Origin of the sequence: Shewanella sp. K8, from assembly GCF_028823715.1 — a bacterium.
GTDB classification, from domain to species: Bacteria; Pseudomonadota; Gammaproteobacteria; order Enterobacterales; family Shewanellaceae; genus Shewanella; species Shewanella algae.
In genome coordinates, this window is sequence record NZ_JAPEHY010000012.1 from 46881 (window position 1) to 72592 (window position 25712).

Annotated in this window: 20 protein-coding genes; 16 read left to right on the top strand and 4 right to left on the bottom strand. The window is 52.0% G+C overall.

Annotation, left to right across the window (positions count from 1 at the left end; all coding sequences use genetic code 11):
- The first annotated feature begins 32 nt into the window (after window positions 1–32).
- The 8 genes from ON072_RS08475 (at window position 33) to recR (ending at window position 7645) form a co-directional block, all read left to right on the top strand.
- Window positions 33–869 (top strand): HvfB family MNIO-type RiPP peptide maturase, encoded by an 837-nt coding sequence (locus ON072_RS08475; protein WP_025890164.1) that lies wholly within the window; start codon window positions 33–35, stop codon window positions 867–869.
- Entirely contained in the window at window positions 869–1657 is a 789-nt protein-coding gene (locus ON072_RS08480; RefSeq protein ID WP_062793806.1) for an HvfC family RiPP maturation protein, read from the top strand. The genes ON072_RS08475 and ON072_RS08480 overlap by 1 nt, the downstream gene beginning before the upstream one ends.
- Window positions 1658–2053: 396 nt before the next feature.
- Window positions 2054–2428, top strand: coding sequence for a YbaN family protein (locus ON072_RS08485; RefSeq protein ID WP_025888748.1), 375 nt, complete (start codon window positions 2054–2056; stop codon window positions 2426–2428).
- Window positions 2429–2515: 87 nt separating this feature from the next.
- Window positions 2516–2911, top strand: coding sequence for a response regulator (locus ON072_RS08490; RefSeq protein ID WP_028781028.1), 396 nt, complete (start codon window positions 2516–2518; stop codon window positions 2909–2911).
- 95 nt (window positions 2912–3006) lie between these two features.
- Window positions 3007–3558 carry an adenine phosphoribosyltransferase gene (gene apt / locus ON072_RS08495; RefSeq protein WP_025011504.1) on the top strand — a complete coding sequence of 184 codons (552 nt, stop codon included), beginning with the start codon at window positions 3007–3009 and terminating at the stop codon, window positions 3556–3558.
- A gap of 121 nt (window positions 3559–3679) precedes the next feature.
- Entirely contained in the window at window positions 3680–6571 is a 2892-nt protein-coding gene (gene dnaX, locus ON072_RS08500; protein ID WP_274626024.1) for a DNA polymerase III subunit gamma/tau, read from the top strand.
- Between the two features lie 131 nt (window positions 6572–6702).
- A complete protein-coding gene (locus ON072_RS08505; RefSeq protein ID WP_025011505.1) occupies window positions 6703–7032 on the top strand; it encodes a YbaB/EbfC family nucleoid-associated protein in 330 nt (109 codons plus the stop codon).
- A gap of 13 nt (window positions 7033–7045) precedes the next feature.
- Window positions 7046–7645 (top strand): recombination mediator RecR, encoded by a 600-nt coding sequence (gene recR, locus ON072_RS08510; RefSeq protein ID WP_025011506.1) that lies wholly within the window; start codon window positions 7046–7048, stop codon window positions 7643–7645.
- A gap of 117 nt (window positions 7646–7762) precedes the next feature.
- Here recR and ON072_RS08515 read toward each other — a convergent pair whose 3' ends face one another.
- A complete protein-coding gene (locus tag ON072_RS08515; protein WP_372239395.1) occupies window positions 7763–8224 on the bottom strand; it encodes a carboxymuconolactone decarboxylase family protein in 462 nt (153 codons plus the stop codon).
- A 243-nt stretch (window positions 8225–8467) separates the two neighbouring features.
- On the opposite strand from ON072_RS08515, the gene htpG reads away from it, so the two are divergent.
- The 5 genes from htpG (at window position 8468) to ON072_RS08540 (ending at window position 14703) form a co-directional block, all read left to right on the top strand.
- A complete protein-coding gene (gene htpG / locus ON072_RS08520; RefSeq protein WP_261753055.1) occupies window positions 8468–10381 on the top strand; it encodes a molecular chaperone HtpG in 1914 nt (637 codons plus the stop codon).
- Window positions 10382–10451: 70 nt separating this feature from the next.
- Window positions 10452–11297 (top strand): tetratricopeptide repeat protein, encoded by an 846-nt coding sequence (locus tag ON072_RS08525; RefSeq protein WP_028781268.1) that lies wholly within the window; start codon window positions 10452–10454, stop codon window positions 11295–11297.
- 187 nt (window positions 11298–11484) lie between these two features.
- Complete coding sequence (gene adk, locus ON072_RS08530) at window positions 11485–12129, top strand: adenylate kinase (RefSeq protein ID WP_101059853.1); 645 nt, start codon at window positions 11485–11487, stop codon at window positions 12127–12129.
- Window positions 12130–12199: 70 nt separating this feature from the next.
- The gene (hemH, locus tag ON072_RS08535; RefSeq protein ID WP_044734783.1) at window positions 12200–13237 is read left to right on the top strand and encodes a ferrochelatase; all 1038 of its coding nucleotides are present in this window, start codon (window positions 12200–12202) and stop codon (window positions 13235–13237) included.
- Window positions 13238–13398: 161 nt separating this feature from the next.
- The gene (locus ON072_RS08540) at window positions 13399–14703 is read left to right on the top strand and encodes an inosine/guanosine kinase (protein WP_025011037.1); all 1305 of its coding nucleotides are present in this window, start codon (window positions 13399–13401) and stop codon (window positions 14701–14703) included.
- A gap of 139 nt (window positions 14704–14842) precedes the next feature.
- Here ON072_RS08540 and ON072_RS08545 read toward each other — a convergent pair whose 3' ends face one another.
- Window positions 14843–16195 carry a dicarboxylate/amino acid:cation symporter gene (locus ON072_RS08545; protein WP_028781266.1) on the bottom strand — a complete coding sequence of 451 codons (1353 nt, stop codon included), beginning with the start codon at window positions 16193–16195 and terminating at the stop codon, window positions 14843–14845.
- Window positions 16196–16415: 220 nt separating this feature from the next.
- Here ON072_RS08545 and ON072_RS08550 point away from each other — a divergent pair, with 220 nt between their 5' ends.
- Window positions 16416–18848, top strand: coding sequence for an Ig-like domain-containing protein (locus tag ON072_RS08550; RefSeq protein WP_028781265.1), 2433 nt, complete (start codon window positions 16416–16418; stop codon window positions 18846–18848).
- 143 nt (window positions 18849–18991) lie between these two features.
- Here the strand turns inward: ON072_RS08550 and astB are convergent, their stop codons facing one another.
- The gene (astB, locus tag ON072_RS08555; RefSeq protein WP_117200833.1) at window positions 18992–20326 is read right to left on the bottom strand and encodes an N-succinylarginine dihydrolase; all 1335 of its coding nucleotides are present in this window, start codon (window positions 20324–20326) and stop codon (window positions 18992–18994) included.
- A gap of 336 nt (window positions 20327–20662) precedes the next feature.
- Between astB and topA the strand changes: the two genes are divergently transcribed.
- Complete coding sequence (topA, locus tag ON072_RS08560) at window positions 20663–23302, top strand: type I DNA topoisomerase (protein WP_025011036.1); 2640 nt, start codon at window positions 20663–20665, stop codon at window positions 23300–23302.
- Window positions 23303–23574: 272 nt separating this feature from the next.
- On the opposite strand, the gene ON072_RS08565 is transcribed toward topA, so the two are convergent.
- Complete coding sequence (locus ON072_RS08565; protein WP_025011035.1) at window positions 23575–24354, bottom strand: hypothetical protein; 780 nt, start codon at window positions 24352–24354, stop codon at window positions 23575–23577.
- Between the two features lie 228 nt (window positions 24355–24582).
- Between ON072_RS08565 and cysB the strand changes: the two genes are divergently transcribed.
- Window positions 24583–25557 (top strand): HTH-type transcriptional regulator CysB, encoded by a 975-nt coding sequence (cysB, locus tag ON072_RS08570; RefSeq protein WP_025011034.1) that lies wholly within the window; start codon window positions 24583–24585, stop codon window positions 25555–25557.
- Window positions 25558–25712: the final 155 nt, after the last annotated feature.

The window sequence follows — 25712 nt, forward strand, 5'->3', positions numbered from 1 at the left end:
CCTGTCTGAAACCATAAAGGCGGTAATTATTTATGAATAACTGTGTCGGTTTGGGGCTTAGGCGGGAGATGCTGGCCGAGTTTTGTCAGGCAGCACCCAAGGAGGCCGACTTTTTCGAGGTCGCGCCGGAAAATTGGATGCGCCTGGGGGGTAAGTTTGGCAAGCAGTTTCGACAACTGACCGAAAAGCATTCATTTTACTGCCATGGGCTCAGTCTTTCTATTGGTAGCCCAGCTCCGCTGGATCTGGCGTTTATCAAAGAGATTAAGCGCTTTCTCGATTTGCACCAGATAGATGTCTATTCAGAACACTTAAGCTATTGCTCCGCCGATGGGCATATGTACGATCTTATGCCTATCCCTTTTACTTATGAGGCTGTACGGCATGTCAGTGCCAGGGTCAAACAGGTTGAAGCGATTCTGGAGCGGCCACTTATTCTGGAAAATGTGTCCTTTTATGCCGCGCCGGGTGCCGAGATGACAGAGCAAGAGTTTGTCTGCGCCGTGCTGGAAGAGGCTGACTGTCGTCTGCTGCTGGATGTCAACAACATCTATGTCAACTCGGTTAATCATGGCTATGACCCCAAGACTTTTCTGGCGGCCATGCCCAGTGAGCGCATCGCTTACCTGCATATTGCCGGTCATTATCAGCAGGATGAAGATCTGATTATCGATACCCATGGCGCCGATATTATCGACCCTGTCTGGCAACTGCTGGCAGAGTGCTATAGGTTGCACGGGGTGCATCCCACCTTGCTGGAGCGGGACTTTAATATTCCCGAAACCCAAGTCTTGTGTCAGGAGTTGAAGCAGATAGACACGCTGCAACACCGGGCCTTGGGTGCATTTGCACAAGAGAGGAGAGCTTGATGGCCTTGGCCCAATTACAACAGGCTTTTGTTGCCTATTTGCGGCGGGATGATATGCCTTTGCCGGCCGGCACCGATGAACGGCACATGCGGGTATATCGCGAGCTTTTTTTCAATAATGTCAATGGCTTTGTTTCCAATGCCTATCCGGTTCTTAAGTCGTTGCATACAGAGGCGCAGTGGTTGGCGTTGGTAAAGGATTTCTTTGCCCGCCATGATTGTCAAAGCCCGTTGTTTATCGATATTGCCGCCGAGTTTCTCGACTATCTGTGCCGGGAACAGGCAAGCGCTTTGGATGCCATGCCTTTTATGCTGGAGCTGGCACATTATGAACTCTTGGAACTGCAGGTATCTGTGGCAGTGGACAGTTCGGCGCCTTGGCTGGAGCCGACCGAGCTCCAGGCGCTGGAGCAACTGGCTGCAAAACTGCAATTGGCCGTCACCGCCAGAGTGGCGCAATATCAGTTCGAAGTTGACCGAATTAGCCCAGATTTCCGCCCGGATTCGGTGGCGGCCACCCCGGTATTTTTCTGTGTCTATCGTGACCGGGAAGAGGAGGTGCGCTTTTTAAGGCTCAATCCCATGACGGCGCAGCTGTTGGCCAAACTGCAGCAAACGCCGCTGAGTTTTACCCGGTTACTTGCTTGGCTGGCAGAGACATTTCCCCAGTTTCCTGAGCAACAGCTTTGTCAGGGCGCGCTCACTACTTTGGCGGAGCTGGCGGTCTTGGGCATTATTCGTAAGCAACCCACAACCGCCATCCAAGCCACAACACCTTGTCAGGCATGAGTTTATTTTAGTTGTACTTGCCTTGGGCTGACCCTTTGGCTGACATTGATGCCTGAGTACGGCCTTAATACAAGGGAGTGGCTAATCCCATTGAAAAAACATGGTTTTTATCGGCGTGAGAAAGGGCTAGAATAGCGCGGTTTTGTGATTGAGATCACTCCCACACTGGCCCTAGAAGTAGAGGAGCTGTCATGAGTCAGCCGTTTAAAGACCCATTCAATATTTTGTATTTTCTTGGTTTTATTCTGGTAATGCTGTTACCTACACTGCCTGCCAGTCTGTCTTGGCTGAAACACGCGGGATTGATCTGAAGCAGCAAGATCCAGCTTTTGCTACAATGGCCACCCTCAGCGGTGGCTTTTGTTTAGGCGCGACCGGTTTTCCAGAGGAAATTGGATGGTTATCAAAAGAGGCTTCTTTTTAATCTCGGGTATTTTGAGCCTGGCTATGGGATTACTCGGCATTGTCTTGCCTGTGCTGCCCACGGTTCCCTTTATTTTGTTGGCCGCTTTTTGTTTTGCCCGCTCCAGCGAAAGGCTACACGATTGGCTGCACAGTCATCCTTGGTTTGCCCAGCCTCTTGCCGATTGGCATTCCCGTAAAGCGATGCGTAAAGGATTAAAGCGAAGGGCTTTTTTGGTCAGTGGTGCCAGTTTTGCCCTCAGCATTGCCTTGGTGCCACTTTGGTGGGTGAAACTCTTACTTGCCGTTTGCTGTGTCTGTCTGTTGTTGTTCCTGTGGCAGATCCCCGAGCTGGAAGATAGTGAGTGATCCTGTAGACAAAAACGCCGACTTGTCGTGATTTTGTCATTCAGTTGGGGTAGCCTTGGCGCGCCTTGAAACCACTAGGGAAATTTAATGAGTTTCAACATTTTGCTTGTTGATGATAATAACATCAGCCAACAGGCTTTGGCCGAACTGTTCCAGAGCCAAGGTTGGCACTGTACGTTGGCCACCAATGGCATGCAGGGGCTGGCGTGCGCCGAGCGGCAAAACTTCGATGCCGTGATTAGTGGCTTTTTCATGCCTTTGCTCGACGGGCCGCACTTCGTCCCGCTACTCAGGCAACTCGACGGTTATGCCAACCTGCCTGTCGTGGTGCTAAGTACTCACAGCCAAGAGGAAGTGGCCGCCAGTATGGATATGTCCCAGGTTAATGGCTTTTGGAGAAAACCATTGAACTGTGACACAAAGCAACAACTCCTGGATCACTTATCGACAGAGATTGTTGCATGGCGGATTAAAGCGGCTTAAGCTTTAGCCGGATTTTTGAAATGCAGTCCACCTCAGTGTGGACTTTTTTGTTGTAAAGAGCCGGGCCCAGTGTCTGGAAATGAAGTATTGAGACTATGGCAATGAACTCCGACAGCTTAAGCCTGATTAAGCAAAGCATTAAAACCATTCCGGATTATCCTAAAGCCGGGATCCTGTTCCGCGACGTAACCAGTCTGCTTGAAGACCCGGTTGCCTACCAGTTAAGCATTCGTTTGCTGGTGGATCATTATAAAGATCATGGTTTTACCAAGGTTGTCGGTACCGAAGCCCGCGGTTTCCTCTTTGGTGCCCCTCTGGCGCTGGAGTTGGGTGTGGGCTTTATTCCCGTGCGTAAGCCCGGCAAGTTGCCAAGAGAAACCATAGCCGAAAGCTATGAGCTGGAATATGGCCACGACACCCTGGAAATGCATGTTGATGCCATAGTGCCGGGTGACAAGGTACTGGTTATCGATGACTTGCTGGCAACCGGTGGCACCATTGAAGCCACAGTTAAGCTTATCCGTCGCTTAGGCGGCGAGGTGAAAGACGCCGCATTTGTGATCTCCCTGCCGGACCTGGGCGGTGAACAGCGCCTGACCGAGCAAGGGCTCGAACTGGTTAAGCTGTGCGAGTTTGACGGCGAATAAAAGCTCAGCCCTGCTGCTTTGCGGGTCGTCTCGGTAGCGTGAAGTCATACCTCATGTTATTGTTTTACGATCCGCGGAGCTTGCTCCCGCAAAGATACTTTTATGGATTTTGGGGAGTTTCATGTCCTATCAGGTACTAGCCAGAAAATGGCGACCTGCCAGTTTTGATCAGGTAGTCGGCCAATCTCATGTCTTGCATGCATTGACCAATGCCCTGAGTCAGCAACGACTGCACCATGCCTATCTGTTTACCGGTACCCGCGGCGTTGGCAAGACCAGTTTGGCGCGCCTGTTTGCCAAAGGGCTCAACTGCGAAACAGGGATCACCGCTAAGCCATGTGGCCAATGCAGTGCCTGTCAGGAAATTGCCCAGGGGCGTTTTGTCGACCTTATCGAAGTCGATGCGGCTTCCCGTACCAAGGTAGATGATACCCGCGAACTGCTGGATAATGTTCAGTATCGCCCAACCCAGGGACGTTTCAAGGTTTACCTGATAGACGAAGTTCATATGCTGTCCCGCAGCAGTTTCAATGCGCTGCTTAAGACACTGGAAGAACCCCCAGAGCACGTCAAATTCCTGCTGGCCACCACAGATCCGCAAAAGCTGCCGGTGACAGTACTGTCCCGCTGCCTGCAATTTAACCTAAAGAGTCTGGATCAGACGGAGATGGCCGGCCAGTTGCAGCATATTTTGCAAAGCGAAGGTCTTAAGTTTGAAACTTCTGCGCTGACGCTTCTGGCGCGAGCCGCCAACGGCAGTATGCGAGATGCCCTGAGCCTGACAGATCAGGCCATCGCCTTTGGAGCCGGGCAAGTAATGCTGGAGCAGGTACAAACCATGCTCGGCGCCATAGATGAGCGCCAGGTGCTGGCGCTGTTTGATGCGCTCCTCACCGGCGACATCGCCAAAATGATGCAGGAGGTAGCCAAGGTGCTGGCATTTGGTGCCGATGCTGCCGAAGTGCTGCGCAGCTTGTTGGAGCTCTTGCATCAGATAACCCTGAGTCAGTTTGCGCCGGCGGCGGCCAATCTGTCGCTGTTTGGTCCCAGAATTACCCATTATGGTGAAAACCTCGCCCCCGAGCAGGTGCAACTCTATTACCAGTTGCTGCTCAGCGGTCGCAAGGAACTGCCTTATGCACCGGATCCCAAGTCCGGGCTGGAGATGGCGTTACTCAGAGCCGTTGCCTTTGTGCCGGAAACGCCGCCCAAACGCTGGCAAAGGGGTGAAGTCGCCGATTTATCTGCCTTGGAAAACAGCAGCAGTGCCGCTGCGCCTGCGACGGTCGGGGCGCCGAATCAACCCCTGGCAAGCAATAACGTCGATGAGATAAAACCTCAAGCCGCCTCTGCTCAATCTGTTACAAGCCAGGCTGTCGAAGCGCAAGCCGAAAAGACGCAAGCTGCCAAGATGCCAACACAGGTAAGCCCGGCGGCTGAGACGCAGGCGAGCAATGTTGACTCACAGATGGCTGCCGATGAGGGCGAAGATGCAGACGAACAGGCCTTATTGGCCGAACAAGCGCTGCTGTTATCCCAGGCCGGTAGCATGGGGTTCCGGAATGAGGCCTCTGAGCCTGCTAAAGTGGCCGAGTCTCTGCCGGCACGGCAACCGGCTGCAGCTCAACCTCACAAGCCTGTGTCACAAGCTGAAACCTCGGCTATTAACGATGAGCAGCAATCCCAGGATGACTTCTATGCTGCCATGGGCTATTCACTGCAAGGTGAAGGGCAGGATAGCAGCCTGGATTTTTATCAGCAGCAGATGTCGATGGACGGCCAAATGCCATCCGCTGCTGACAAGAGTACCTCCGAGGCATCGCTATCAAATAAGCCATCAAGCGAGCCAGTGCCTGCCGATGCCAACATAGACTCGGGCAGCGATGACATCTTGGGTGATGATCTGCTCGATCAGGTGCTTGCCACCCGGGATTTGCTGCTCAGTGATATAGAGGCCGCCAGCCCCAAGGACGGTGAAGAAAAAAAGCCCTTGCTGGAGCGACGCAGCGCGGCCGCAGCACCTGAGTCCGATGCTGTAGCGGCCACTCAGTCAGAAGCGGCAGCAGAGCTAGGAAATAGCCCTGAGCTGAGCAAAAGCCCTGAGCGGGTAGACAGCCCTGAACCAAGCAATAGCCCTGAGCCCTCCCAAGCAGAAACACAAACTCCTGTTGCCGGGGAGGTGCCCTCCAAATCCGGCCCAAATCATGTTGCGGCGCTCAAGGAAGACAGGCCACCATGGGAAGATGCCCCAGAGGGTGCGGTTGAAGCGGGTCGCGAGGCAATGCAAGACAGTGAAACGGTTCAAAACGTGGCTTTCCTACAAGCCGAACCAGAGTCTGTGCCTGAGCCACAACCACAACCACAACCACAACCACAACATACCGCGCAGCAGACAGCACAGGAAGCTGCACCACAGGCGGTAGACGAGCCGGGACATGAGCCGAAAAATGAGCTTGAGCTGGGATCTGGCCAAAGCACTACAGTAAATACTGTAAACACAGGAGCTCGGCCTGCATCCGAGCCGGGCCAAGCACCAGGCCCGGAGTCCGCCGAGGCCTTCGCCCATGCTCCACCCAGCGGTCATCCACAGGATCTCTATTGGTATAAATTGATGTCCTCGCTCGAAATAGGCGGCCGGGTAAGGCAACTGGCGGTGAACTCAGTCTGTGAGCGCATAGCTGAACCGCTGCCCTTGCTGCTCAAGCCGGATCAGAAGCACTTGGCGGCAGATTCGGCTATTAAACAGCTCGAAGAAGCGCTTTCCAAACTGTTTGGGAAACCTTGCCGCACAGAGATTGTCGTAGGAGTAGATGACCAAAGGGAAACGCCGTTGGAAATTCGTCATCGTTTTCATCAGGAGCTCCTGAGCGGGGCTCATGCTTCATTGATGAATGATGAAAACATTCAATGGCTTGTCAGTCATATGGGGGCCGAACTGGACCAGGATACTCTCGGGTATCCCCCTGAGCTGCTCAGTCAACGGGCTAATTTGATTGCAGACAAGGCGCCCTAGGGCCCGGTGGATGTTACCCGCTTCATAAGATTGCCGCTCAAAGCGACTCTTGGATTGCCAAGCGGGTTTATTTCAGTAAGATTAGCCAACTTTGACCTGTTACTCACAACTTGAATTGAAGAGATAAAGCTATGTTTGGAAAAGGCGGTATGGGCAACCTGATGAAGCAAGCCCAGATGATGCAAGAAAAAATGGCCAAAATGCAGGAAGAGATTGCCCGCATGGAAGTCACTGGTGAGTCAGGCGCAGGATTGGTGAAAGTCACCATGACCGGCAGCCACAATGTTCGCAAAGTCGAGATAGATCCCAGCTTGCTGGAAGACGACAAAGAGATGCTGGAAGATCTGATCGCCGCGGCCTGCAACGACGCGGCTCGCCGTGTTGAAGAGAACCAAAAGTCCAAGATGGCCGAAGTGACAGGTGGCATGCAACTGCCTCCTGGCATGAAGATGCCATTCTGAGTCGGAATAACAGATGAAATTCAGCCCACTGGTGGATGAATTGATCCAGTCGCTGCGCTGTTTGCCCGGTGTCGGCCCTAAATCGGCACAGCGGATGGCGTTTCAACTGCTTGAGCGCGAGCGTAAAGCCGGGCTCAAGTTGGCTGAAGCGTTGGAGCGAGCCATGAAGGAGGTGGGGCATTGTCAGTCCTGCCGCACCTTCACCGAGGAAACGCTGTGTCCCATCTGCGCCAGTCCTCGGCGCGGCAATGCCGATACCATCTGCGTGGTTGAAACGCCGGCTGATGTGTTGGCTATCGAAGCCGGTGGGCATTTCAGTGGTCGTTATTTTGTGTTGCTGGGGCATCTATCGCCGCTCGATGGTGTCGGACCCGAGGAGTTGGGGCTGGCGCTGCTGGAAGAGCATCTGGCCAAAGGCGAGATTGCCGAGCTGATCCTGGCCACGAACCCGACGGTGGAAGGTGATGCCACGGCGCATTTTATTGCCGATATCGCCCATCGCTACCAAGTCAAGGTGAGCCGAATCGCTCACGGAGTCCCGGTAGGCGGTGAGCTGGAATATGTCGACAGCACCACCCTGGCATTGTCGTTCAATGGGCGAATGCCGCTCTGAAACTTGGGTTAATGTGCCTTCTGTGAATACCGGCCCCGCTTATGCGGGGCTATTTTTTAACTGTTTCAGGTGTGCCTGCCTTTGGGAGAATAGTTTGCCGTCCATGGATAACCCGAGTCATTGGGGCTGGTAGCTGCCAACCTCGGGTTTAAACACTTTCACTATACGGTTCCAACTATTGATGGCATTGATAGCTATGGTCAAATCTGTCATCGCCTGAGGGCCGAAACAATCCAGCACTTGTTGGTACTCTTCATCGCTGATGCTTAATCCGGCGGTCAGTTTCTCGGCCCAACCGAGGGCGACACCTTCTTCGTAGCTATAGATGGGCATGTCCTGCCAGGCATTGAGGCCAAAAATTCGTTCGGCCTTTTCGCCGTACTTCAGTGCGTCTTTACTGTGCATATCAATACAAAAGGCGCACTGATTGATCTGCGAAACTCTGAGTTTGACCAGCTCCCAGATAGTCACTGACATGGTTTCCGATGCATTGAATTGTTGGTGGAAGTAGCTTTCCTGTTGGTAAAGAATCTTCATTGCCTGTGGTGCGGCGTTCGCGTAATCGAGTCGTTTCATCATGATATCTCCTGAGATAGGGTCTCAGACGATAACCAGGCAAAGAGCGCAAAGATTGGATATTTCCGACATGGATGGAAATCGTCAATCGGCGTCCAGGCGATATTTTGGGCCATGTGAGGGCTATTTTTTCGACGGCTGTTATCGGTCTGTGTCCTTCCGCCCTTGAATTTGAAAATCGCATCCCCATTTAGTTAAGCAACTCAAGTTGGTTTAACCTATTGCGATAAACAAGGGAAGCTATTCATGTCACATCAAGAAACTCATGGTTTTCAAACTGAAGTCAAACAACTTTTGCATTTGATGATCCACTCTTTGTACTCCAACAAAGAGATTTTCTTGCGTGAATTGGTATCCAATGCCGCCGATGCCGCCGACAAACTGCGTTATCTGGCACTTACCAACGATGCGCTTTATGAGGGTGATGGTGAGCTCAGGGTACGTATCAGTACCGATAAGGAAAAGGGTACTATTACCATTGAAGACAATGGTATAGGTATGACCCGTGACGGCGTTATCGAACACCTGGGTACCATTGCCAAGTCTGGCACGTCAGAATTCTTCAAAAACCTCTCCGGCGATGCCGCCAAAGACTCGCAGCTGATTGGTCAGTTCGGTGTGGGTTTCTACTCGGCCTTTATTGTGGCCGATAAGGTAACGGTGAGAACCCGCGCCGCCGGTCACAAGGCCGATGAGGGCGTACAATGGCAGTCTGCCGGTGAAGGTGACTTTACCGTTGAAGACATAGTCAAAGAGAGCCGCGGGACCGAGATTACTCTGCATCTGCGGGAAGAGGAAAAAGAGTTTGCCGATGACTGGCGTCTGCGCTCTATCATCACCAAGTACTCAGATCATATCTCCATTCCGGTAGAGATGTGGCAGGAAGGTTCGCCCGAGTCCGAAGGCCCTGATGGTGAAAAAATTCCGGCCACCGAAGGTCAATGGCAAGTGATGAACAAGGCCACCGCGCTTTGGACCCGCAACAAGTCTGAGATTTCCGATGAGGAATATCAGGAGTTTTACAAGCATATCTCCCATGACTTCAGCGATCCTCTGCTGTGGAGTCACAACCGGGTCGAAGGTAAGCAGGAATACACCAGCTTGCTTTACATTCCTTCCAAGGCGCCTTGGGACCTTTGGAACCGGGATCGCAAGCAGGGTCTGCAACTCTTTGTTCAGCGTGTATTTATCATGGATGACGCCGAGCAGTTTATGCCCTCTTACCTGCGTTTCGTCAAAGGCCTTATCGACTCAAACGACCTGCCGCTGAACGTTTCCCGTGAGATACTGCAGGACAACAAGGTGACCCAAGCCATGCGCACGGCCATCACCAAGCGGGTGCTGGGCATGCTGGAGAAACTGGCAAAAGACGACAGCGATAAGTACCAGCAGTTCTGGGCCGAATTTGGCCAGGTACTGAAAGAGGGCCCGGCAGAGGATTGGAGCAACCGCGAGCGTGTGGCCGGCTTGCTGCGTTTTGCCTCGACCCACAATGACAGCGCGGCGCAGACGGTATCGCTGGACGACTACATAGGCCGGATGAAAGAAGGTCAGAGCAAGATTTACTATATTGTTGCCGACAGCTATGAGGCGGCGGCCCACAGTCCGCACCTGGAACTGCTGCGCAAGAAGGGCATCGAAGTGCTGTTGATGTCTGATCGTATCGACGAGTGGCTCATCAACCATCTGACCGAGTACAAGGAAAAGGCGCTGCACTCTGTGACCCGCGGCGAGTTGGATCTCGGTGAGCTGGAAGATGAGAATGAAAAGGCCGAACAGGAAAAACTGGCGGCCGAATCCGAGTCTTTGCTCAAGCGTATCAAAGAAGCGCTGGGTGATAAGGTCAAGGATGTGCGTGTGACCACGCGTTTGACCGATACCCCAGCCTGTGTGGTGGCCGGTGAAGGTGAGATGTCGAGCCAGATGATCAAGCTGATGCAGGCCGCCGGCCAACAGGTGCCGGAAGTCAAACCGACATTTGAGCTGAACCCGACGCACCCGCTGGTGGCCAGGCTCAATGAAGAGGCAGACGAAAGCCGCTTTAATGACTGGAGTAACCTGTTGTTGCAACAGGCAATGTTGTCAGAAAAGGGCAGCCTGGCCGACCCATCTGAGTTTATCCGCTTGATGAACCAGATGCTGCTTGCCAATCTTAAGTAAGCCAATCAAAAAAGGGCCTTTATGGCCCTTTTTTACTCGGGAATAGCCCGACCATCCAACAAGGATTGCTATGGAAACACGTATCGAACTGACCCGCGACAATATTCAGCAGGTGGTGGAAGCCTCGAAACAACAGTTGGTCGCGTTGGTCTTCTGGGCCCAGCAGAGCCCGGAGAGTCTGGGGCTGCTCGGCACCATGGAAGCATTGGCAAGCCGTTATCAGGGGCAACTGCTGCTGGCGGCCGTTAACTGTGAAACCGAGATGGAAATTGCCTCCTATTTCCAAATCCAGAGCCTGCCGACCACTTTGTTCCTCAGTCAGGGCCAGCCGGTTGACGGATTTGCCGGGGTGCAGGACGAGTCGCAAATTCAGGCCATGCTGGATAAACATCTGCCCGCCGCCTGGGAGTTGCAACTTGCTGACGCCAGAGAATTACTCGCAGGAGGCGATGCCGCAGCAGCCCTGGTGCTGCTGAAGGAGGCCTATGGCGAGCACAACGGCGCCGAGGTGGCCTTGCCCTATGCCGATGCATGCCTGTTAAGCGGTGATATTGCCGGTGCCAAGAGCTTGCTTGCCGGCATCAAGCTTGAAGATCAGGATGCATACTACGCCAGTTTACAAGCCAAACTCAAATTGGCGGAAGAGGCTGCTGATACCCCGGAAATCCGCTCTTTGCAACAAGCGCTTGAAGCGGCTCCGGGTGACCTGAGTTTACTTGGCAAGCTGGCAACGGCACTGCATCAGGCGCACCGGGATGAAGAGGCTCTTGAGCTGCTTTTTGCGCAACTGCAGCAAGATCTCAACGCCGGCAATGGTGAGTTGAAACAACAGTTTCTGACGATACTTTCAGCCCTTGGCCAGGGGAATGCACTGGCGAGCGGCTATCGTCGCAAGCTCTACAGTTTACTCTACTGATAGAGTCAAGCTTGACAGCCCAAGCCTCTGCCTGAGCGGTTTTGACCATTTTCAACAGGTCAGAGCTGTCAGGTTTTTTTGGCGTTTCTGTGGCTAAAGTCGAAGCCAAAAGCCTTCTCATGGGCGGTCAGATGTGCGAAGATCGCCGCCCTAACAAGAATATCAATGCGAAAAGAGGACTCTTGATATGCGCATTATCCTATTGGGCGCCCCTGGTGCCGGTAAAGGTACCCAGGCTCAGTTCATCATGGAAAAGTATGGCATTCCACAGATCTCAACCGGCGATATGCTGCGTGCTGCCGTCAAGGCCGGTACGCCTTTGGGACTGGAAGCCAAGAAGGTGATGGACGCCGGACAATTGGTTTCAGATGAGCTGATCATAGGTCTGGTCAAAGAGCGCATTACTCAGGACGATTGCGCCAAGGGTTTCCTGCTGGACGGTTTCCCGCGCACCATTCCACAGGCTGATGCCATGGTGGCCAACGGTATCCATGTCGATCATGTGATTGAGATCGATGTGCCGGACGAAGAAATCGTCAAGCGTATGAGCGGTCGTCGGGTGCACCCTGGTTCTGGCCGGGTTTACCATGTAGTCTTTAATCCGCCTAAAGAAGAAGGCAAGGATGACGTCACTGGTGAAGAGCTGGTTATCCGTCCCGATGATGAAGAGAGCACAGTACGTAAGCGCCTTGGCATCTACCACGAACAAACCAAACCTCTGGTGGATTACTATGGTGCCATGGCTGCCAAGGGTGATACCAAGTACAGCAAGTTCGATGGTACCCAGAGCGTTGTTTCCGTCAGTGAAGCCATTGTGAAGGCACTGGGCTGATTAATTATCAGAACCGGTTCTCATAATCGAAAAAAGCCCGCTGCTGCGGGCTTTTTTTATGGTTTTAGCGATGTTAACTTGGCGCCATCTTTCTCGGAACAGGAATAATACAGTGCAGGATACCCGTCCTCCATTCGGTGTGCTTTTAGTTAACCTGGGAACTCCCTCTGCGCCAACCAAAGCGGCGGTGCGTGCTTTTTTGAAGCAGTTCCTCAGTGATCAACGTGTGGTGGATCTGTCTCCCTGGCTGTGGCAACCCCTGTTGCAAGGGATTATTCTCAATACCCGACCGGGCAAAGTCGCCAAGTTGTATCAGTCTATCTGGCAAGCAGAAGGCTCGCCATTAATGGTGGTCAGTAAACAGCAGAGACAAGCGCTGGCGGAATTGCTTCGGGAGCAAACTGGCTGCCATATTCCTGTGGAGCTGGGTATGAGCTATGGCAGCCCGTCCTTGAATGATGGCCTGACGGCGCTGAAAAATGCCGGTGTGGACAGGGTGCTGGTGTTGCCTCTCTATCCTCAATATTCCTGCTCCACTGTGGCCAGTGTGTTTGATGGTGTTGCCGCTGCACTGAAACTGGAGCGTAATCTACCTGAGCTGAGGTTTGTGCGGGATTACCACGACAAGCCAGGTTATATTCAGGCCCTGGCAGGCAGCGTCCGTAGCCATTGGCAGCGAGAAGGGCGGGGACAAAGGCTGCTTATGTCGTTTCATGGGGTGCCTGAGCGCTACATCAAGGAGGGCGATCCTTATCGCAGTCATTGCGAAACCACGGCCAAGTTGCTGGCCGCCGAACTTGGCCTGGGAGAAGGTGAATGGCAGCTATGCTTTCAATCCCGTTTCGGCAAAGAGCCCTGGTTAACCCCTTATACCGATGAGCTGCTCGAATCTTTGCCGGGGCAGGGAATCACAGCGGTCGATATCATGAGTCCCGCCTTCGCCGCCGACTGCCTGGAAACACTGGAGGAGATAGCCCAAGGGGGCCGTGAAAGCTTCCTTGAAGCCGGTGGGAAACAATATCAATTTATCCCTTGTCTCAATGCACAATCGGCTCATATGCGTTTTCTTGCCGATTTGGTGAAGTTTCACACTGAAAACTGGCATTAAGCCGGCGAGCGCGCACTGGTGCGGCGGTGGATTTGTGATAGAATCTGCCGCCATTCGGTGTGGTCGCTGGCAGCCCAGTCAGCCTGGCCTAAGATCATTATCAGGAAAGTCTGTACTCAAGCCGTGCAGCTACTCAGGGACGAAGACAACGAGAGCCCAATATGAAATTTCCCGGTCAGCGTAAATCCAAACACTATTTCCCGGTCAAAACCCGTGATCCTCTGCTGGCGCAGTTGACTCAACAGCCGCAACCCTTCAGTACCTGGATTTCAGGTATAGATCAAACTCTGGTGGATATCGAAGCCAAGGTCGAAGATGAACTGCTGCAGCGTTACGGCTTACCCAAAGGCAACTCGACTCTGATTGATGATGCCAGTGCCCACCAGTTGTATCATGAGCTCAAAAGCCGTGAGTTGGTCAGCGATGAGTTTGCCGGCGGTACTATCGGCAATACCATTCACAACTACTCAATTCTCGCCGATGACAGATCTGTGCTCTTTGGCGTGATGAGCAAGAATATTGAAGTAGGCAGTTATGCCTACCGCTATCTCTGCAACACCTCGTCCAAGGTAGATCTTAACTACCTGCAACCGGTTGAAGGCCCTATAGGTCGCTGTTTTACCCTGATCTCCGATGGCGGTGAGCGCACTTTTGCCATCAGCAAAGGCTCAATGGACAAGTTAAGCCCTGAGTTTATCGATAAAGAAGTGATTCAGGGCAGTTCTGCTTTGGTGTTGACCGCTTATCTGATGCGCGCCAGCGATGGCGATCAGATTGGTGAAGCGGCGTTGACCGCCATTCGCTATGCCCAGGAAGCCGAAGTGCCGGTAGTACTGACCTTGGGAACCCGTTTCCTGATTGCCGAAGATCCCAAGTGGTGGCAGGAGTTTATTCGCCAGCACGTTACTGTGCTGGCGATGAATGAAGATGAAGGTGAGGCGCTGACCGGATTTGCCGATCCTTTACTGGCCAGTGAAGCAGCACTTGAGTGGTGTGACATGGTACTGACCACAGCGGGTGCTTCGGGACTTTACACCGCCGGTTATACCAACGATGCCGAGAAACGCGAGACGGCTCATACTCTGCTTCCCGGTGCTATTCCTGAGTTCAACCGTTATGAGTTCTCCCGCCCGAAACTGAAAAAAGACTGTGACAAGCCCATCAAGGTGTATGCCCATATTTCGCCTTACATGGGCGGGCCGGAGAAAATTCACAATACCAATGGCGCCGGTGATGGTGCCCTGTCTGCCCTCTTGCATGACTTGGCGGCCAATACTTTCCATAAGACCAACGTGCCGGGCTCCAGCAAGCATAAACGCGATGGTTTGTGTTACTCCTCATTCTCGCAAATCTGTAAGTACGCCAACCGGGTGGCTTATGAAGTGCTGGCGCAGCACAGCCCTCGCCTCTCCAGAGGTTTGCCTGAGCGGGAAGACAGCCTGGAAGAAGCCTACTGGGAGCGTTAAGCTCGTTTCCACAAGTAGATTAAAAGAAGAGGGCGCTCAAATGAGCGCCCTCTTTGTATTTCCACTCTTTTGTTTTTGATATCTGAAAGCCAAGCCGCAAGGGCTAACTTGGCTTTGATACCCAAATCCGGATTATCCCTTACATGGGAGTGTGGTGTTCCTTGTGAAAGCTGACATTGTTTTTGCCGGCTTTAGGGTCATTGAAGGTCTCTTCATTGAACTCATTTTCCGACTTGGCAATCACCACGGTTGCGACTGTATCACCTGTGACGTTAACCGCGGTGCGCACCATATCCAGCAATCTATCTACGCCGATAATCAGTGCTATACCATCTACCGGCAGGCCCACTTGATTGAGCACCATGGCCAGCATCACCAGACCCACTCCCGGTACCCCGGCTGTGCCGATAGAGGCCAGGGTGGCCGTGACAACCACAGTGATATAGTCGGTAATCGTCAGGTCGATACCGTAAACCTGAGCAATAAACACAGTCGCCACCCCCTGCATGATGGCGGTGCCATCCATGTTGATGGTCGCGCCCAAGGGTAAGGTGAACGAGGCTATCTTGTTATCAACGCCCAGGCGATGCTCGGCCGTTTCGATAGTGACCGGCAGGGTAGCGTTGGAACTGGCGGTACTGAAGGCAAATAGCTGCACGTCGCGCATTTTACGGATAAAGGTGAGGGGATTCAGCCCTGACAGCAGATTGAGCAGCACTGGGTAGGTGACAAAGGCATGCACCAGCAGTACGCCCAGTACCACAAAGAAGTATGCAACTACGCTGCTGAAGGTCTCCATACCGAGAGTCAATGCCAGTTTACCCATAAGGGCAAATACGCCATAGGGGGCCAGATGCATGATCAGGGTTACCACCTTCATGATCACCTCATTGAGGTCCTCAAACAGGGCGGCAACCCGCTTGCCCTTGTCGCCCACATGAGAGATGGCGAAACCAAAGATCACGGCAAAGATGATGATCTGCAGCATATTGCCTTCGCTCATCGCCTGCATCGGATTGGTGGGCACTATGTTGATTAACACTTCTGCCAGGCTGGGGGCATCTTTGGCCTCAAAACTGTTACCTGCGGTAGGCATACTGCTATGTCCAGGATGCAGTAATACCGCCGCCATAATCGACAGTGTCAGGGCAACGGCTGTGGTAAACAGATAGAAAGCCAAGGTTTTACCCCCAAGGCGTCCCAGTTTTGAAGGCTCACTGAGTGAGCTGGTACCGCAGACGAGAGAGATAAATACCAGTGGCACCACCAGCATTTTCAAGCTGGAGATAAAGATGGTACCGACAACGTTGAGAAAACCTTCGGTGATGTAATCCTCAACAAAGATGAAGTAGGGGTCTTGCCGAACTTGTTCTGAGTTCAGGTCACCATCGGGGAAAAAATGTCTCAGAAGAAGGCCGAATAAAATACCGGCCGCCATCCCGATAAGGATCTTGCCGGTCAGGCCTATTTTCTTGGTTGGAGTGAATGCCATAAATCTTCCTGTTTAATTCTTGTACTTTTGTTATTTGGCGCACTAAAGCCTAGCAAGAAAGCTCTCTCGAGGAAATGATACGTGAGTTAAAGTTTTTGGCAAATAATGAGTTGTATAGTGCATTTGTGCTGGAAATGTTTAAGGAAAATTGTGTAATGTTGCTCTATAAGTAATACACAAGCAGATTGTTCGTATTTATTGAGTAACAGGGAGTCTGACAATGAGGTCAGCGTTTAAGTTTTGCTTCACTTTATTATGTAGTTTTCTTTTATTTGCCTGTGGCGGTGGGGGCAGTATTTCAGATACCGGGGATGGCTCGACGCCGCCAACGGGAACAACAACCGTCACTCTGAATATTTCAGATCCCAATATTTCCGCAGAAAACCCTGCGACCTTGACTGCGACTGTCAGCAATAGCTTAACGGGAGCGTTGGCGGGGCAACTGGTGACTTTTACCCTAAGTAACGAAAACCTGGGCACCTTCAACCCAGCCATAGGCACAGCCCTGACTGATGCAGATGGCAAAGCCGTGATTTCGCTGGCAACGTCCAACATTGCCGGTGCCGGTACCGTTAGCGCTGCAATCAGCTCAGGAGAGTCTGCCTCGGTCGGTTTCACTATGAAAGGTGATGGCGGTCAAGCCGGAGGTGGCGCGCAAGTCACCTTAACTCTTACTGACGTTGATGGTAATACGACAGACAGCATTACCAGCACATCTCCCGGTATTCTTGTTGCCACAGTAACCGGCCTGTCAAAACCGGCCATAGTGACATTCGATGCCTCTTTGGGCGATCTCCCGATAAAAACTGCGATTACGGATGCCAACGGTAAGGCCAGCGTCAGTATTTATGCAGGAAGTACTCCAGGCGCCAGTTCTGCCACCGCCTCGTTGGCAACCGGTGAAAAGGCTGAGCATGTCTTTGTGATCGGTGCTTCAGATGTACAGATGGGGAGTGGTGATCCTTTTGTTTCCGGAAAAGCAGCAGTGAGTGCAGCGACTCTATCGGCGGGGGGTACCGCTACGATTTCGGTAATGTTGCAAGATAGCCAAGGTAAGCCGTTTACTGAACCTGTCGATGTGAGTTTTTCATCAACCTGTTCCAAAAAGACCTCTCCTGAAGCCGTAATTAGTAGCCCTGTAACGGCCATTAATGGCCTGGCGACCAGTACTTATCTGGCCAAAGGATGTGTCGGTGACGATAACATCACGGTTTCTGCCGATGTTGGTGGCAAAAACCTATCTGCTACCGGGGTTGTGAAAATATTGGCAGCCGACGCCGGAAGCATAGTGTTTGTTGATGCTTCCCCTGAGAATATCGGTATCAAGGGTACAGGTTCGGATGAGTCCTCTATTATTCGCTTTAAGGTGTTGGATACCAATGGTAATGCTGTTGCCAACAAGGCTGTCAGTTTCAGCCTTAATACCGATGTAGGTGGTTTGAGTCTCAACCCGGCAACGGCGACAACCAATAACGAAGGGATAGTACAGACAGTTGTAAATTCGGGCACGGTAGCAACTACCGTTCGGGTGACGGCTGACATAGATGGGACCTCTCCGCTGATCTCCAGTCAGTCCAGTGTCTTGGTTATCTCTACCGGTAAACCGGATCAGGACTCCTTCTCGCTTTCGGCTGAAACCCTCAATGCCGAGGGATGGGATGTAGATGGCACGGCAGTGAAAGTAACTGCTCGTCTGGCCGATGCTTTCAATAACCCAGTTCCGGACGGCACGGCAGTTTACTTTACAACAGAGGGGGGCGCAATTACTCCTTCGTGTACCACCACAGGTGGTGTTTGCTCAGTGACTTGGACCAGCCAGAACGCTCGCCCTGAAGGCCAATTACTGGTCGATAACAGCGGCTCCCGTAACCCCATTGCGGAGCTTTCTGCAACCGGTGGCAACTTCTATGGCCAAAAGTATGGTGGCCGCGCAACCATCACAGCTACAGCCAACGGTGAGGAGTCTTTCCCGGATACCAATGGTAACGGCCGTTTTGACGCATCTGAAGTCGCTGCATTCCAAGGTACTGATGTCAGTGGCCAACCTTATGATCTGGCAGAGGCCTTTGTTGATCACAATGAAGATGGATTGTTCAATCCTCAGCAAGCCGGTGGTGAAATTGGCGGTGAGAATGAGGAACTGATCGACTTCGACAGCGATGGCGTATTTGACTCGGCCGATGGCAAATACAATGGTGTATTGTGCTCTATCCCCGCCCATGACGCTTGTGCCGATGGTATTAGTCATTCTCAATCCATCAACGTTCGTTCCAGCTTGGTGATGGTAATGTCTGGCAGCACGGCTTATGCCACCGACCCAGCCGACATCCGCATTATTGATCGTGACGGCGATAATCTGGGAGGTGACATTGATATCAACGGTAAATCGAGTGCGACAGTCCAGTTCACTATTTCTGACCTGCATAATCAGCAAATGCCATCCGGAAGCGTGGTGACCTTTACGACATCTGCCGGTTCGGTAGCCAGCTCAGGAAGCTATACTTGGCCCAGCTCCAATCACAACGGTGGCCGTCAATTCAGCGTAACCTTGAAGGGGGCAGATGAACCAGATTCAGGTTCCTTCATTGTTAAGGTTAAAACTCCCGGTGGTGCAGAAACCGAAGTCGTTAACTTGAAGGTCAATATTTATTGATAAAATCAAGTGACCCAAAAGGCGCCATCGGCGCCTTTTTTATCAAGAGTGTTTGTACATGTCGATTGGTCTATAACGACTTGAAATACGCGCTATCTACAAAAAGACCACTCATTTGAGTGGTCTTTTCATTAAGAAGTTGCCTATCTCTGAAACTGATAGACACTACCGAGCTTCATTATCTGGGTCAGTTCATCCAGCGCGGTGCGAGACTCGACTATCAATTGTGGGTCGGCAAGATCTGCGGGTAACAAGCGGTCGCGGTAGTGTTTGTCCACCCAGGCGTTGAGGCGAGTAAACAGGCTATCGTCGAGCAGTACATGCTGATTGATGGCTGCCAACTCGGCATCATTCATGGCGACCCTCAGGCGAAGACAAGCCGGGCCACCACCGTTTTGCATGCTTTGTTTTACATCAAAGTATTCAACTTTCTGAATCGGAGTATCCAGAGTCAGCAGTTCATCGAGGTAGGCTTTTACCGCAGGGTTCTCGGCACAATCGGTTGGCGCTATGATGACCATTTTGCCATCACTCATACTCAAAAGTTGAGTGTTGAACAGGTAAGATTTGACCGCATCCTGAATACTGACTTTGGCGGTCGGTACTTCAATGAAATGGATATCACCTTCCAGCTTGGCCCGGATCTCTGCCAGCTTGGCCTTGGTATCGACAAAGGCTTGCTCGTGATGAAAAAGCACATTGCGGTTACCGACAGCAATCACATCATTGTGGAATACGCCTTGATCTATCACCTCAGGATTTTGTTGAATAAAGACAGTGTTGTCTTCATCGAGACGATGTAAGCGAGCGATAGCCTGTGAGGCTTCCAGCGTTTGTCTGGCGGGAAACTTCTTCGGTTTTATGGCCTGAGGGTTGGTAGCTTCCTGGCCGTAAACAAAGACTTCGACTCCGGCATGACCATATTCCTGACACAGGCGGGTATGGTTGGCAGCGCCTTCATCACCAAAACTGCTGTGCTCCGGTAGGTGTTGGTGGTGTACAAAATAGCGACTGTCGCTGAAAATGGCTTTGAGAATGTTACCTGTGGTTTGCGGCTCGATAGAGCGATGCAATTTATCCACCAGGTTGGCCGGGGTAAAGTGCACACGGCCATCATGGGTATCGGCGCTCGGGGATACGGTTGCTGCATTGGCGGTCCACATGCTGGAGGCGCTGCAACAGGCTCTCAGAACCGCCGGTGCCTGCTCGGCGGCCTTCTGCAGTACTTCTTTATCGGTACCGCTAAAACCTATCCTTCGCAGCGTATGCAGATCGGGGCGTTCTTGCGGTGCCAGCATGCCCTGGATCATCCCCATGTCGGCCAGTGCCTTGGCTTTTTGTAATCCCTGCTTGGCCGCAGCCTTGGGGTTGGCTGCCTGGGCAGCATTGTTCAGGGAGGCGACATTGCCGAACGACAGGCCAGCATAGTTGTGGGTGGGTCCCACCAATCCGTCAAAATTCGCTTCAAAATGCTTCATTGCTTGTCCTTTTGGGGTATTTGAGGTTGTTATAGGGGCCCAATCCAGGCCCTGGACTGGCCCCAGTATACTTGAGCTCCTAGGCTTAACAAGTCGCCCCACAGGGTGGCAAAAGTGCTTTTTCATCACAAATGCATAACTATTACTTGCTTGCAGTGAAATAATGAAATATTAGTTTTTAATTACGCAATATTATTTTGTACAAATTTTTAACCCTGCTTAAAAATTGAGTCGCCGGTACACATAAAAGAGGGATTAACTTGAAAGTCCGAGGACAACCCTCTATATATGGTGCCAATTTTCACCGTTCTGAGATCGTTTGGCGCAAATCACACTATGGGTAAATCGCTAGTTATTGTCGAATCGCCGGCCAAAGCCAAGACTATCAACAAATATCTTGGTAAAGAATTCATCGTTAAGTCGAGTGTGGGTCACATACGTGACTTGCCGACTTCCTCCTCCGCCGACGCCAACGGCAAGGCAAAAAGCGCAGCCGAAGTGCGTAAGATGTCGCCTGAAGAAAAGGCCAAGTACAAGAAGGTGAAAGAGAAAAAGGCTCTGGTTGCCCGTATGGGGGTTGATCCTGAGCACGGCTGGAAAGCCAACTACCAAATTCTGCCTGGTAAGGAGAAGGTGGTAAAAGAACTGCAAGCGCTGGCCGATTCCGCCGATGAAATCTATCTCGCGACGGATTTGGATAGAGAAGGGGAAGCGATTGCCTGGCATTTGCAGCAGGTGATAGGCGGCGACAATTCCCGTTATAAGCGGGTGGTGTTCAACGAGATCACCAAGAGTGCCATCCAGGATGCCTTCAGCAAACCCAGCGATCTCGACAACAATATGGTCAACGCTCAGCAGGCTCGACGTTTCCTCGATCGGGTAGTGGGCTTTATGGTTTCGCCGCTGCTGTGGAAAAAGGTTGCCAGAGGCCTCTCTGCCGGACGGGTTCAGTCGGTAGCCGTGCGTTTGGTGGTTGAGCGGGAAGCCGAAATTAAAGCCTTCGTGCCTGAAGAGTTCTGGGATCTGCACGCTCAGTTGGCGACCGCTACCGATGATGCTCTGACCATGCAAGTGGTCAAGCAAAACGGCAAGGCATTTGAGCCGGTCAATCAAGCCCAGGCGCTGGCTGCTGTGGCAGCACTGCAATCTGCCAGTTATGAGGTGATCGGCCGCGAAGACAAGGCCACTCAAAGCAAGCCCAGCGCTCCCTTTATTACCTCGACACTGCAGCAGGCCGCCAGTACCCGTCTCGGTTTTGGGGTGAAGAAGACCATGATGATGGCCCAGCGTCTCTATGAGGCGGGTCATATCACTTATATGCGTACCGACTCTACCAATCTGAGCCAGGAAGCGCTGGATAACGTCAGAGCCATGATTGCCAAAGAGTTCGGCGACAAGTACCTGCCAGATGCGCCTATTCGTTATGGCAGCAAAGAGGGCGCGCAAGAGGCTCACGAAGCGATTCGACCTTCAGATGTCTCTGTACACGCTGCGTCACTGACCGACATGGAGCGTGACGCTCAGCGGCTCTATGAGCTTATTTGGCGCCAGTTTGTTGCCTGTCAGATGACTCCGGCTCAATATGATGCTACTCGACTCACGGTCAAGGCCGGTGAGTTTGAGCTGAAGGCCAGTGGTCGCACCCTGAAATTCGATGGTTGGACCCGGGTACAATCTGCGGTCAAACGCAAGAATGAAGATGAAGTCACCCTGCCATATCTGGCGGAGGGCGATAAACTGGATCTGAAACAACTGGATCCCAAACAGCACTTTACCAAGCCACCGGCGCGCTACAGCGAAGCCTCTCTGGTTAAAGAATTGGAAAAGCGCGGCATAGGTCGCCCTTCCACTTATGCCACTATTATTTCCACCATCCAGGATCGGGGCTATGTGAAGGTGGAAAACCGCCGTTTCTACGCCGAAAAGATGGGGGAAATTGTCAGTGAACGTCTGGTGGAAAACTTTGCCAACCTGATGAACTATGACTTTACCGCCGGAATGGAGCAGACCCTGGATAACGTTGCTCAGGGGCAACTCGACTGGAAACAGGTGCTTGATGGCTTCTACAAAGACTTCACCAAGCAGTTGCAACATGCCGAGCTGCCACCGGAAGAGGGTGGTATGCGCCCCAACCAGATGGTGCTGACAGACATAGCCTGTCCTACTTGTGGGCGCCCCATGGGGATCCGTACAGGCACTACAGGCGTGTTCCTGGGATGTTCCGGCTACGAATTGCCCCCGAAAGAGCGTTGTAAGACCACGCTGAACCTGACTCCGGGTGAAGAAGCGATCAGCGAGAGCGAAGATGCCGAAACCGAGGCGCTCAGGGCCAAGCATCGCTGTGGCATCTGTGGCACCGCCATGGACAGCTACCTGTTGGATGAAACCCGCAAGTTGCATGTTTGCGGTAACAATCCTGCCTGCCCGGGTTATGAAGTCGAGAAGGGACAGTTCAAACTCAAGGGTTACGAAGGCCCGGTCATTGAATGTGACCGTTGCGGCAGCGATATGGAGCTGAAGAACGGCCGTTTCGGTAAGTATTTTGGCTGCACCAACAGCGAGTGCAAGAATACCCGTAAACTGCTCAAGAATGGCGAAGTGGCGCCACCCAAGGAAGATCCTATTCCATTGCCCGAGCTCAAGTGCAGCAAGTCAGACGCTCATTTCGTCTTGCGTGATGGTGCCTCGGGTATCTTCCTGGCCGCCAGCACCTTCCCGAGATCCCGCGAAACTCGGGCACCACTGGTCTCCGAGCTGGTGGAGTACCGCGAGTTGCTGTGGCCCAAATATCAGTTCCTGGCCGATGCGCCGGTGAAAGATGATGAAGGTAATCCGACTCTGGTGAAGTTCAGCCGCAAGACTAAAGAGCAGTACGTGGCCAGCGAAGTTGATGGTAAGGCAACCGGCTGGGTCGCCCACTATCGCGATGGCAAGTGGTTTGCTGAAAACAGCAAGAAAAAGAAAGCCAAGAGCTAAGCTCAACTGAATACTTGAGCCAATAACGCCCTGCAATTGCAGGGCGTTATTGTTTGTGAAAGTGTAAGTTGACCCTAAACGGGCTGTATCGGCAGCCTGGATTATTCGGAATAAATTAATCGAGATAGAATTGGCTGAGAGAACTTTGGGGATGAGTTACTTGGCTGGCAGAGTTCACTTGGCTAGGCAAAACCGACAGCAGCAACAAAAAGCACCCAAGAGGTGCTTTTTGTTGGAGTTTACCGGTAGTAGCTTAAGCTCAAGTTGACGGCTTACCACTTCTTCTTAGGCTGGAACAACACATCGATATCATCTTCATCATTTTTCTGTTTGGGGGCGCTGGGCTGAGCCATCTTTTGCGCACCCATGATTTCATCGAGCAGTTGCTTGGCTTCATCCACTTTTCGGGCAATAAAGGGATCATTCGGAGTTTGTGCCTTGATGGTATGCAGGGTACTGAGTGCCTTGGTGACCATCTGCCTCGATGAGCCGTATTGTTTCATGTAACTGGCGGCGCGGGCGCGTGACAGCATGCTCTCCACATTGATCCTGAGTTGCAGGCTGTCAATGCGTCCTTCTTCAGCGGCAAATACTGTGGGATCGACTTTGCCCTTGTTATGCTCGGCGCGCAAAATCGCCTTGAGCTTTTTCAAGGTCTGTACCAGCACCAATACCTGACGATCGTTGTCAGGCAGGCGAAAGTTTTCAATGGCCGGTGTTTGAGGGCCGCTGCTTTGCAGATTGTTGATCAGTGCCTCAAGATCAGTCAGCCGCCGCTCATAATCCCCTTTCTGATTGGCTTTGCTCAGGGTAACGGCGATTCTTGCCGCATCCTGAATACGCTTGTAGAGCACCAAAACCATTTGTGAAGAGCAAGGGAACATGCCGGTATTGGAGAGGACTTCTTCGGTTTCGTCCAAAATAGCCCGTTGGCGAGCCAGCTCGGTACGACGTTCGGCCTCGGCTCGCTCTTTTTGTTGCTGAATAACATTGATGCCGATCACCAGCAGAAGAAGCGCGCCAATCAGCACCAGTACAAGAGTAAATGCCATAGCCTTTCCGTAAATTTTATAATTCTGTTAATGCTACAATAAATCAATAAACTAGCCTAGTTATCTTAGTCCAGCATGAGGTATCTGTCCTGAAGATAGTTCGCATTCGTGGCTATATTCCTGTTTGATTTAGTTATTGCTTTATACTATAACCATTGATTATAGATGTCCGGCATTACAACATTCAAATTCTGCTCCTGAATGGAGCAGAAATTCAAGGATCTAAAGATGAAACTGCAACAGCTCAGATATATTGCAGAAGTGGTCAATCACAACCTCAATGTTTCCGCTACCGCCGAAAACCTTTATACCTCTCAGCCAGGGATCAGTAAGCAGGTACGCATGCTGGAAGATGAACTGGGGATCCAGATCTTCGGTCGCAGCGGTAAACACTTGACCCATGTGACACCGGCCGGCGAGCAGGTCATCAAAATCGCCAATGATATTCTCGGTAAAGTCGAAAGTATCAAGAAAGTGGCCGAAGAGTACACCAAGCCGGATCAGGGGGAACTGAATATTGCCACCACAGATACTCAGGCCCGCTATGCTTTGCCGCAAATTATCCGCCAGTTTATTGAACGTTATCCCAAGGTAAATCTGCATATGCATCAGGGCACGCCATCGCAGATAAGTGAAGCGGCTGCTCGCGGGGACGCCGATTTTGCCATCGCCACCGAGGCGATGCATCTCTATTCCGACCTGATTATGTTGCCTTGTTACCACTGGAATCGTTCTGTGGTGGTATCCAGAGATCACCCTCTGGCCAGCCGCAGTCAGATCAGCATTGAAGAGCTGGCGCGCTTCCCTTTGGTCACTTATGTGTTCGGTTTTGATAAAGCCTCAGAAATTGAGCGTGGTTTCCATGGTGCCGGACTTGAGCCCAGAGTCGTCTTCAGCGCCACCAGTGCCGATGTGCTCAAGACTTATGTCAGATTGGGTCTCGGGGTTGGTGTGATAGCTTCCATGGCGATTGATCCTGTTATCGACAAGGATCTGGTGGCTATAGACGCCAGTCATCTGTTTGCCCACAGTACCACTAAGATAGGCTTTAGAAAGGGCAGCTTCCTGCGTAGTTATATGTATGACTTTATTGAACGATTTGCGCCGCACCTGACAAGGGATGTGGTGGAAAAGGCGGTTGCATTGCGTGATGCGCAGTTGATAGAGCAGATGTTCGCCGATGTCGAACTGCCGCTGCGCTGAGACCACTGCTTAACAGAACCGTCCACAAGTTGGGCGGTTTTTTATGCAGTTACAAGGTTGGAGAAGTAACTGCGATCATTGCACCTTGGGGATTATTTGACGTTCTCACTAAGCTCTTGGGTAAATTTCAGGAGCCGCTTCACAGTCTGTTGATC

What these genes read in the sequence shown, in the direction of transcription:
- ON072_RS08475 (WP_025890164.1), top strand. Translation starts at nt 33, where the DNA reads ATGAATAACTGTGTCGGTTTGGGGCTTAGGCGGGAGATGCTGGCCGAG.
- ON072_RS08480 (WP_062793806.1), top strand. Translation starts at nt 869, where the DNA reads ATGGCCTTGGCCCAATTACAACAGGCTTTTGTTGCCTATTTGCGGCGG.
- ON072_RS08485 (WP_025888748.1), top strand. Translation starts at nt 2,054, where the DNA reads ATGGTTATCAAAAGAGGCTTCTTTTTAATCTCGGGTATTTTGAGCCTG.
- ON072_RS08490 (WP_028781028.1), top strand. Translation starts at nt 2,516, where the DNA reads ATGAGTTTCAACATTTTGCTTGTTGATGATAATAACATCAGCCAACAG.
- apt (WP_025011504.1), top strand. Translation starts at nt 3,007, where the DNA reads ATGGCAATGAACTCCGACAGCTTAAGCCTGATTAAGCAAAGCATTAAA.
- dnaX (WP_274626024.1), top strand. Translation starts at nt 3,680, where the DNA reads ATGTCCTATCAGGTACTAGCCAGAAAATGGCGACCTGCCAGTTTTGAT.
- ON072_RS08505 (WP_025011505.1), top strand. Translation starts at nt 6,703, where the DNA reads ATGTTTGGAAAAGGCGGTATGGGCAACCTGATGAAGCAAGCCCAGATG.
- recR (WP_025011506.1), top strand. Translation starts at nt 7,046, where the DNA reads ATGAAATTCAGCCCACTGGTGGATGAATTGATCCAGTCGCTGCGCTGT.
- ON072_RS08515 (WP_372239395.1), bottom strand. Translation starts at nt 8,224, where the DNA reads ATGATGAAACGACTCGATTACGCGAACGCCGCACCACAGGCAATGAAG.
- htpG (WP_261753055.1), top strand. Translation starts at nt 8,468, where the DNA reads ATGTCACATCAAGAAACTCATGGTTTTCAAACTGAAGTCAAACAACTT.
- ON072_RS08525 (WP_028781268.1), top strand. Translation starts at nt 10,452, where the DNA reads ATGGAAACACGTATCGAACTGACCCGCGACAATATTCAGCAGGTGGTG.
- adk (WP_101059853.1), top strand. Translation starts at nt 11,485, where the DNA reads ATGCGCATTATCCTATTGGGCGCCCCTGGTGCCGGTAAAGGTACCCAG.
- hemH (WP_044734783.1), top strand. Translation starts at nt 12,200, where the DNA reads ATGTTAACTTGGCGCCATCTTTCTCGGAACAGGAATAATACAGTGCAG.
- ON072_RS08540 (WP_025011037.1), top strand. Translation starts at nt 13,399, where the DNA reads ATGAAATTTCCCGGTCAGCGTAAATCCAAACACTATTTCCCGGTCAAA.
- ON072_RS08545 (WP_028781266.1), bottom strand. Translation starts at nt 16,195, where the DNA reads ATGGCATTCACTCCAACCAAGAAAATAGGCCTGACCGGCAAGATCCTT.
- ON072_RS08550 (WP_028781265.1), top strand. Translation starts at nt 16,416, where the DNA reads ATGAGGTCAGCGTTTAAGTTTTGCTTCACTTTATTATGTAGTTTTCTT.
- astB (WP_117200833.1), bottom strand. Translation starts at nt 20,326, where the DNA reads ATGAAGCATTTTGAAGCGAATTTTGACGGATTGGTGGGACCCACCCAC.
- topA (WP_025011036.1), top strand. Translation starts at nt 20,663, where the DNA reads ATGGGTAAATCGCTAGTTATTGTCGAATCGCCGGCCAAAGCCAAGACT.
- ON072_RS08565 (WP_025011035.1), bottom strand. Translation starts at nt 24,354, where the DNA reads ATGGCATTTACTCTTGTACTGGTGCTGATTGGCGCGCTTCTTCTGCTG.
- cysB (WP_025011034.1), top strand. Translation starts at nt 24,583, where the DNA reads ATGAAACTGCAACAGCTCAGATATATTGCAGAAGTGGTCAATCACAAC.